This window comes from Buttiauxella sp., assembly GCF_035271705.1.
Taxonomy (GTDB): Bacteria; Pseudomonadota; Gammaproteobacteria; order Enterobacterales; family Enterobacteriaceae; genus Buttiauxella.
The window spans coordinates 19,783-27,354 of record NZ_DATERI010000168.1; the positions used below are offsets into that span (position 1 = coordinate 19,783).

The 7,572-nt window shown below is 52.7% G+C and carries 8 protein-coding genes; 3 read left to right on the top strand and 5 right to left on the bottom strand.

The genetic code is table 11. The features are described 5' to 3' along the window. Positions 1-9: 9 nt before the first annotated feature. Positions 10-2,172, bottom strand: coding sequence for an ATP-dependent DNA helicase DinG (gene dinG, locus VJY99_RS15475; RefSeq protein WP_324120022.1), 2,163 nt, complete (start codon positions 2,170-2,172; stop codon positions 10-12). A 164-nt stretch (positions 2,173-2,336) separates the two neighbouring features. Between dinG and VJY99_RS15480 the strand changes: the two genes are divergently transcribed. The 3 genes from VJY99_RS15480 (at position 2,337) to VJY99_RS15490 (ending at position 4,523) form a co-directional block, all read left to right on the top strand. Beyond that, positions 2,337-3,458 carry a cupin domain-containing protein gene (locus VJY99_RS15480; protein ID WP_324120011.1) on the top strand — a complete coding sequence of 374 codons (1,122 nt, stop codon included), beginning with the start codon at positions 2,337-2,339 and terminating at the stop codon, positions 3,456-3,458. 95 nt (positions 3,459-3,553) lie between these two features. Further along, positions 3,554-4,309 carry a MerR family transcriptional regulator gene (locus VJY99_RS15485; RefSeq protein ID WP_324120013.1) on the top strand — a complete coding sequence of 252 codons (756 nt, stop codon included), beginning with the start codon at positions 3,554-3,556 and terminating at the stop codon, positions 4,307-4,309. 106 nt (positions 4,310-4,415) lie between these two features. Next, the gene (locus tag VJY99_RS15490; RefSeq protein WP_034494204.1) at positions 4,416-4,523 is read left to right on the top strand and encodes a membrane protein; all 108 of its coding nucleotides are present in this window, start codon (positions 4,416-4,418) and stop codon (positions 4,521-4,523) included. On the opposite strand, the gene VJY99_RS15495 is transcribed toward VJY99_RS15490, so the two are convergent. From VJY99_RS15495 to VJY99_RS15510, 4 genes are all read right to left on the bottom strand, one after another. Continuing rightward, positions 4,504-5,235 (bottom strand): ABC transporter permease, encoded by a 732-nt coding sequence (locus tag VJY99_RS15495; RefSeq protein WP_324120016.1) that lies wholly within the window; start codon positions 5,233-5,235, stop codon positions 4,504-4,506. The genes VJY99_RS15490 and VJY99_RS15495 overlap by 20 nt on opposite strands. After that, the gene (locus tag VJY99_RS15500) at positions 5,219-6,208 is read right to left on the bottom strand and encodes an ABC transporter ATP-binding protein (RefSeq protein ID WP_324120018.1); all 990 of its coding nucleotides are present in this window, start codon (positions 6,206-6,208) and stop codon (positions 5,219-5,221) included. The genes VJY99_RS15495 and VJY99_RS15500 overlap by 17 nt, the downstream gene beginning before the upstream one ends. Continuing rightward, entirely contained in the window at positions 6,205-7,362 is a 1,158-nt protein-coding gene (locus VJY99_RS15505) for an ABC transporter permease (protein WP_324120020.1), read from the bottom strand. Before VJY99_RS15505 ends, VJY99_RS15500 begins: the two co-directional genes overlap by 4 nt. A 71-nt stretch (positions 7,363-7,433) precedes the next feature. Beyond that, positions 7,434-7,572 (bottom strand): glycine betaine ABC transporter substrate-binding protein (locus tag VJY99_RS15510; protein ID WP_324120024.1); only part of this gene is annotated, 139 nt, incomplete at its 5' end.

Here is a 7,572-nt window from a genome sequence, read left to right on the forward strand (position 1 = left end):
GTCTCCTTTCTATTTCTTACTGGTACGTTTGCGCCGCACCGTGGTCTTTTTCGGTGTGGTATCAATCAGTTTAGCCGCTGGCGCTTCAGGTTGGCTTATTGGAAATACTGGCAATGCACCCAGTAAACGCTGACCATAATTTTTGGTCAACAACCGTCGGTCATAAATGACCACCTCACCATAACAGCCGTGGCTACGAATTAAACGCCCTACTTGTTGAATAAGATTAAATGAAGCGCTCGGTAAACTCTGTACTTCAAAAGGATAGCGTTTCAGGGTTTTTAACCACTCGCCTTCGGTGACCACCACAGGGCTGTCAATGGGCGGAAATGCGATTTTGTGGATATGCACCTGGCTGAGTAAATCGCCCTTTAAATCGAGGCCCTCAGCAAAAGATTGTAAGCCAACCAGCACACTGGTTTCGCCTTGTTCAACGCGTTTACGGTGCGTTTCCACGAGGCGATAACGTGGCTGGTCGCCCTGCACTAACAGGGTCAGACGCAGATCAGTGACATGCGTCAGGAATACCTGCATCGCCCGGTTACTGGCAAACAGCACCAGCATGCCTTTATGTTCGCCTTTTGCCAATTCAGCACGGAAAAACGCGGCCATTTCAGCCAGATGCTGCGCTTCGTTTTCCATCGTCGGTTCAACCGTCAACTGCGGGATAACCAGCTTTCCCTGCTCGACATGATTAAACGGTGAATCCAGCGCAATAAAACGATCGCCCGCGTTTTCGTCAAGCCCGCTCATCTCTTTCAAGCGGTCGAATTTATTCAGCGAACGCAGCGTGGCCGATGTCACGATCACGTGCGGCACATTGCGCCACAGCAGTTTTTCGAGCTGATCACTTACGCGGATACCCACGCAGTGGAAGAACAGATGCGGTTGCCCTTCACGAATATCACGCGACACCCATTTTGAGACGGGGGCACCCGATGCCTGTTCCATTGCCGAGAGCCGCCACAGTTTGCTCTGGGTTTCGAAATACCCCAATGCGCGGTTCATATGCAACAACGCGCGGTGCAATCGCACGATATCGTGGGTACCGGTTTTTTCACTGAGATCGTTAAGCAGCGCTTCCGCCAGGCTGCGCAGCCCTTCCATTAGCTTCGCCAGGCGCTTACACATTGCCATGATTTCATCGGGCAAAACGCCCATTTCAAAACGATGCTCAGCTTCCAGTTCACCCGGTAACCACAACGACACAATGCTGTTAAACGAACTCAGTAATTCGTAGATTTCATCGCAATGGTTGGTCAAACGTTCTGGTGCCGTTAGCGGTGGCGGGCTTTTCGGGCGGAACTGCGCCATGCAGGTTTCCACCAGTTTAGTGAACAGATCAAATTGCAAACGGCTGTAGCCTGGAGTGATTTCAGCGCTCATTTCCAGCGCGTCGCGGGCGACATCCGGCAAATGGTGACCTTCGTCTAAAATCAGCAGCAGGTTTTTTGCATCTGGCAAAACCGCATCACTTTCCATGGCAGCCATGACGAGCGCGTGATTGGCCACCACCACTTCGGCATCGTCAATTTCACGCCGCGCCACAAAGAACGGGCATTCTCGATACCAGTGGCAATTGCGGCCAAGGCAACTGGCTTTATCGGTGCTCATGCGTCGCCACAAATCGTCATCAATTGACTGCGAGGTATGGTCGCGCAGCCCGTCCCATTTGTAGCCGTCGAGATCGGTTTTCAGTTTTGTGCAGCGCTGCTGTTCATCTTTGCTGGTTGGCGCCATCTCATCTTCCAGAAAAGCCAGCAAATCACCCTGAGCCAGATTATCCGAGGCAAGAGCTGCAAGGTTTCGTGGACACACATAGCGCCCGCGCCCAAAGGCGGCGGTAAATTTCAGATCGGGAATAATTTTGCGCAGCAGCGGTAAATCTTTACTAAATATCTGATCCTGTAGGGCGACGTTGGCAGTGCTGACCACTAACGTTTTCTGCTCACCACGCGCGATGGCGATCCCTGGGATCAGGTAAGAAAGGGTTTTCCCCACACCAGTAGGTGCCTCAATCGCCAGATGACGCCCCTCATCACCCGCGAGCGTTTTCGCCACTTCGGCAATCATTTGCCGTTGCGGTGGGCGCGGAATAAAGTCCGGGATCTGTTGCTGTAGCGCCTTATACCAGGCGGCGATTTGCGCTTTTTGCGCGGAGGACAAGGCCATAAAAACCACTTTTACTGTATAAACAGCCACTATTCTCCCACTTTTTGCAGCATGGCTGTATTGTTTTTTCTGATTCGGTATGAGCAAGCCTTGACGCATGACAAGGCGGTCAACGGGCGACGTTCTCTATAATCGAGACCGTTTATCCCCCACTGGTATCAAAAATGGATTATCAACTTAATTTAGACTGGCCTGAGTTTATGGCGAAATACTGGCAGAAAAAGCCCGTTATTTTGAAAAATGCGTTTCCTAATTTTGTCGATCCCATTACGCCGGATGAATTAGCCGGTCTTGCTATGGAAGCAGAGGTGGATAGCCGGTTAGTCAGTCATACCAATGGTCAATGGCAAGCTGCCAACGGGCCTTTCGAACATTTTGATGATTTGGGCGAAACAGGCTGGTCCTTGCTTGCGCAAGCGGTGAACCACTGGCATGCGCCGTCTGCTGAACTGGTGCGCCCGTTCCGTGTGTTACCGGACTGGCGTCTGGATGATCTGATGATCTCCTTCTCAGTACCGGGTGGTGGCGTTGGCCCACATATCGATCAATATGATGTGTTTATTATCCAGGGCATGGGTAGCCGCCGCTGGCGTGTGGGTGACAAACTGCCAATGCGCCAGTTCTGTCCACATCCCGCGTTGCTGCACGTTGATCCGTTTGAACCCATCATTGATGAAGACCTTGAACCTGGCGACATTCTGTATATTCCGCCAGGTTTCCCGCATGATGGCTTCACTCATGAAACCGCACTCAACTATTCCGTGGGCTTCCGTGGGCCAAATGGCCGCGATTTGATCAGCAGCTTTGCGGATTACGCGCTGGAAAACGATCTGGGTGGTGAGCACTATAACGATCCTGATTTAACCTGCCGTGAGCATCCAGGCAAAGTTGAAGGCTACGAGCTGACTCGCCTGCGCGACATGATGATGGAAGTGATTAGCCAGCCGGAAGATTTCAAGCAATGGTTTGGCCGTTTCATCACCACTCCACGTCATGAATTGGACGTTGCGCCAGCAGAACCGCCATATCAGCAAGATGAAATTCTCGATGCGTTACTCGGTGGAGAAAGCCTGACGCGGTTAAGCGGGCTGCGCGTACTGAATGTGGATGGTGTGTTCTTTGTCAACAGCGAAGCGATGGAAACGCCGGTTCCACAGGCCGCTGATGCACTGTGCCGTTACACCACACTGGGTCAGGCGGAACTGGGTGATGCCTTGCAGAATCCAGAATTTATTAACGTCTTAACCGAACTGGTTAACCAAGGTTATTGGTATTTCGAAGATTAATAAAATTAGTTGCCCCATGTAACTAAAAATTACACAGAGTCTTTGCAACTGACTACAGTTATACGGGGGCATCCCGGATAGACTGTGGGGATAATATGGGGCTTTATACTATTGGTGAAGTCGCTGTGCTTTGTGACATCAATCCCGTAACGTTGCGTGCCTGGCAACGGCGTTACGGGTTGCTCAAGCCACAGCGTACGGATGGCGGCCATCGATTGTTTGACGATGCCGACATCGAACGTATCCGTGAAATCAAACACTGGATTGAAAACGGTGTTCAGGTTAGCAAGGTGAAAACCTTATTGAGTGACGAGCTTCAGGATCAAGAAAGCGGCTGGCGTGAACGCCAGGAACTGTTGCTTGAGCATTTACAAGCTGGCAGCCCAAACCGATTACGCGCCTGGATTGCCGACATTGGCCGCGATTATCCAGCAGAAACCCTCGTTAACCAGCTCTACACTCCACTGCGCCGCCGTCTGCAATGCCAGCAAGTCACACTTAATACCCTACTCAGCCTGCTCGATGGTGCACTGATCAGTTACATTGCGGTGTGTCTGGCCTCGGCGCGCAAACGCAGTGGTAAAGATGCGTTACTAGTAGGATGGGATACACCTGACACCACCCGTTTGTGGATGGAGGCATGGGTGGCAGTACAACAGGGTTGGCGCGTGGATGTGTTAGCGCATCCGCTGCATCAGTTGCGCCCTGAGCTTTTCGCCCAACAAACATTATTGGTTTGGTGTGGCGATTTGCCGACCCATAGTCAGCTCGACCAACTGGAACTCTGGCGCTGCGAAGGGTTACCTATCTTCCCGCTGAAGGGTAATGGGCACTCAACTCAACACGCATAAGACAAACTTAATGGTTCATTAACATCCCTGCTTCATCTTATAATCAGCCATCTACACCCGTTAGCATTCGAGTTGCAGCCAGGCGGGAAGAATATATGGAGCGAAGATGAAACTGAGTAAAATTGCCCTGGTGGGCGGTATGTTGGTCATGGCTATCGGCGGGATAGGCGGCGTAATGCTGGTAGGCTATATCGTCATCCTTCATGGCGCGTGATGTAACGTAACAGGCGCTCAAACAGGCGGTCAATCACCACAGCCGCCAACGCAACCAGTAAAGCCCCTTGAATCACATAGGCGGTGTTAAAGCCGCTCAATCCGATGATTATCGGCGAGCCCAGGGTGCTGGCCCCCACGGTCGAAGCAATCGCCGCGGTACCGATATTAATGATTACCGAAGTCCGTATCCCCGCCAGAATCACTGGTGCTGCGAGGGGTAATTCAACTTTCCACAGCATTTGCCAGCGGCTCATTCCAGCCCCCAACGCAATCTCTTTTGTCGCCTCTGGAACCGCCCCCATTCCCGCTAACGTTCCCTGTAAAATCGGCAGCAGGCCGTACAACACTAAAGCGATAATCGCGGGTTGTTGACCAAACCCCATCACCGGAACGGCAATCGCCAGCACAGCGACCGGCGGAAAAGTCTGCCCTGCGGCGGTTATCGTTTCAACCAGAGAACGAAACTCAAGCCCTGCCGGACGGGTCACCGCGATACCCAGCCCCATACCCACCACAATGGCGACCAGACTGGAAATCCCCACCAGCATGAAATGTTTTAGTGCCAGCGCCACAAAACTGTCTTGCTGATAGAGCGGCCTTTCCTGTTCAGGGAAAAGCCAGCTGAATACAGGGCCGCTATGCGGCATCGCGACTAACAATGCAATAAACACCGCAATTAACCACAGTAGCGGATCACGAAGCAGGCGCATTTTCGCTCCCCACTTTTTCACCCCATACTGTTTCACCCTGCATTTTTTCACCCTGAATCAAATCACTAAAATGCAAGACACCGGAAGGTTCACCACGCTGGTTCACCACGGGCAATTGCTGGCACTGGCGATCGACAAACAACGACAATGCCTCGCGCAGGCTTAATGTTTCGCTGATAGGCTCGCCTGCTATTCGTTCCTCGATGCGCACCCGATCGGCCACCAGGCGGAGTGACAACAGCCGCACGCCAAGCTCGCTGCGGCCAAAGAAATCACGCACGAAATCTGTTGCCGGTCGTGTTAATAATTCCAGCGGCGTACCTTGCTGGACCACCTGCCCGTTATCCATCAGCACAATTCGGTCAGCCAGCTTCAGCGCTTCATCTATGTCATGTGTCACCAGCACAATGGTGCGCCCAAGTAACTGATGGATACGAATAATTTCTTGTTGCAGCGCACCACGAGTCACCGGGTCAAGCGCACCAAAAGGCTCGTCCATCAACAACACTTCCGGATCAGCTGCCAGCGCACGTGCCACACCGACACGTTGCTGCTGCCCTCCTGAAAGTTGATGCGGATAGCGGTCACGAAATTGCGTCGTATCAAGGCCGAGTAAATCCAGTAATTCGTCAATACGTGCATTGATTCGCGCTTTCGGCCATTTCAGCAACTGCGGCACGGTCGCGATATTCTGGGCAACACTCCAGTGGGGAAACAGGCCGATAGACTGAATCGCATAACCCATGCGGCGACGCAGGGCTTTGGCGTCAAAATTGCGGATCTCTTCTCCTGCAAAACGAATACGCCCGCTATCATGCTCAATCAGGCGATTAATCATTTTCAGGGTGGTGGATTTTCCACAACCCGAGGTGCCAATCAGCACCGCAAACTCCCCTTCCTTGATATGGAGTGACAAGTCGCTGACTGCCGCCTTACCCTGGAAGGACTTGCTGACCTGTTCAAATTCAATCATGGCTGTTTTTCCTCAAGTAATGAGATAAACAGTTTAAAAAATGCGTCCAGCATGACCGCCAGCGCGATAACCGGGATAACACCCAGCAACACCAAATCCAGCGCGCTACTGAGCAGTCCCTGGAAGATAATCGCCCCGAAGCCACCGGCACCAATCAGGGCGGCGATGACTGTCATGCCAATTGTTTGCACACAGACGACCCGCAGGCTGCGTAATAAAACCGGCAGCGCCAGCGGCACTTCGGCCTGCCAGAAAATCTGCCAACGCGACATGCCCATGCCTTCAGCACTTTCAATAATATTGCGCGGAACTTGCTGCAACCCCGCCACCACACCGCGTACCAACGGCAACAGCGCGTACAGCACCAACGCAATTAACGCCGGTGTGGCGCCAATCCCGCTCACACCAATGGAACCCAGCCATGGAGCGAGTTTGACCAGCCCCGACAGCGGCGCGATTAACAAACCGAACAATGCCACCGAAGGCACCGTTTGAATCACATTGAGCACTGAAAATACCGAGGACTGCCAGCCTGGACGGTGATAACACAGCACACCCAACGGCACGCCAATCGCCAACGCGGGCAATAACGTCCCCAAAAGTAAAGCCAGATGACGAGACAGTGAGTCATCAAACACGTCCTGACGATTGGCATACTCTTTTAGCAACGAGAGTGAGTCAAAATACCCGCTCCACAACAGCGCCACCGGCACAATCCAGATTTGTAGATTCAGCAATAAACGCCAGAGCGCTTTGGGCGTCAGGCGGCTGATGGCATCGGCACACAGTAACAGGCAGAGCGTTAACGATAACCACAGCCCGCTCCCTGGCGACGTACGCGCCAGTGCACTGCCCTGCTCGGCAAATTGTGTTGCCGTGCGCCCCATGACCAACAAGATAGCGATAAACGTTAGCTCGCCCACCAGCAACGTCGACACCAATGCGGGTGGCCGACATGGCAGTAGCGTCAGGCACCCCAGAATGAAAACCGGAACAGAGAGAATCAGCCAGGCATGTGCTGGGAGTTGGCTAAGCGCAACAGACTCTCCAGAGACCAGGCGATTGGGTGCGAAGTTGACAAAGGGTAATCCCGCGCCCGCCACCACCAGCAAAGTCACCAGTAGCAGCAGGACACGATTATGAATTTTGAACAAACAGACATCCTGTTAGAAACAGCTTTCGTAGGGGGGATTAGCGTAAGCGACATCCACCACAAGAAGGCGACCTACTTCACGAAGCCTTTTTGCTTCAGGTAATCAGCGGCCACTTTTTTAGCATCCAAGCCTTCCACTGCAATGCTGGCGTTAAGTTGTTGCAGCGTTTTCTCATCAAGTGAGGCAAACACGGGTTTTAACCACTCGCCC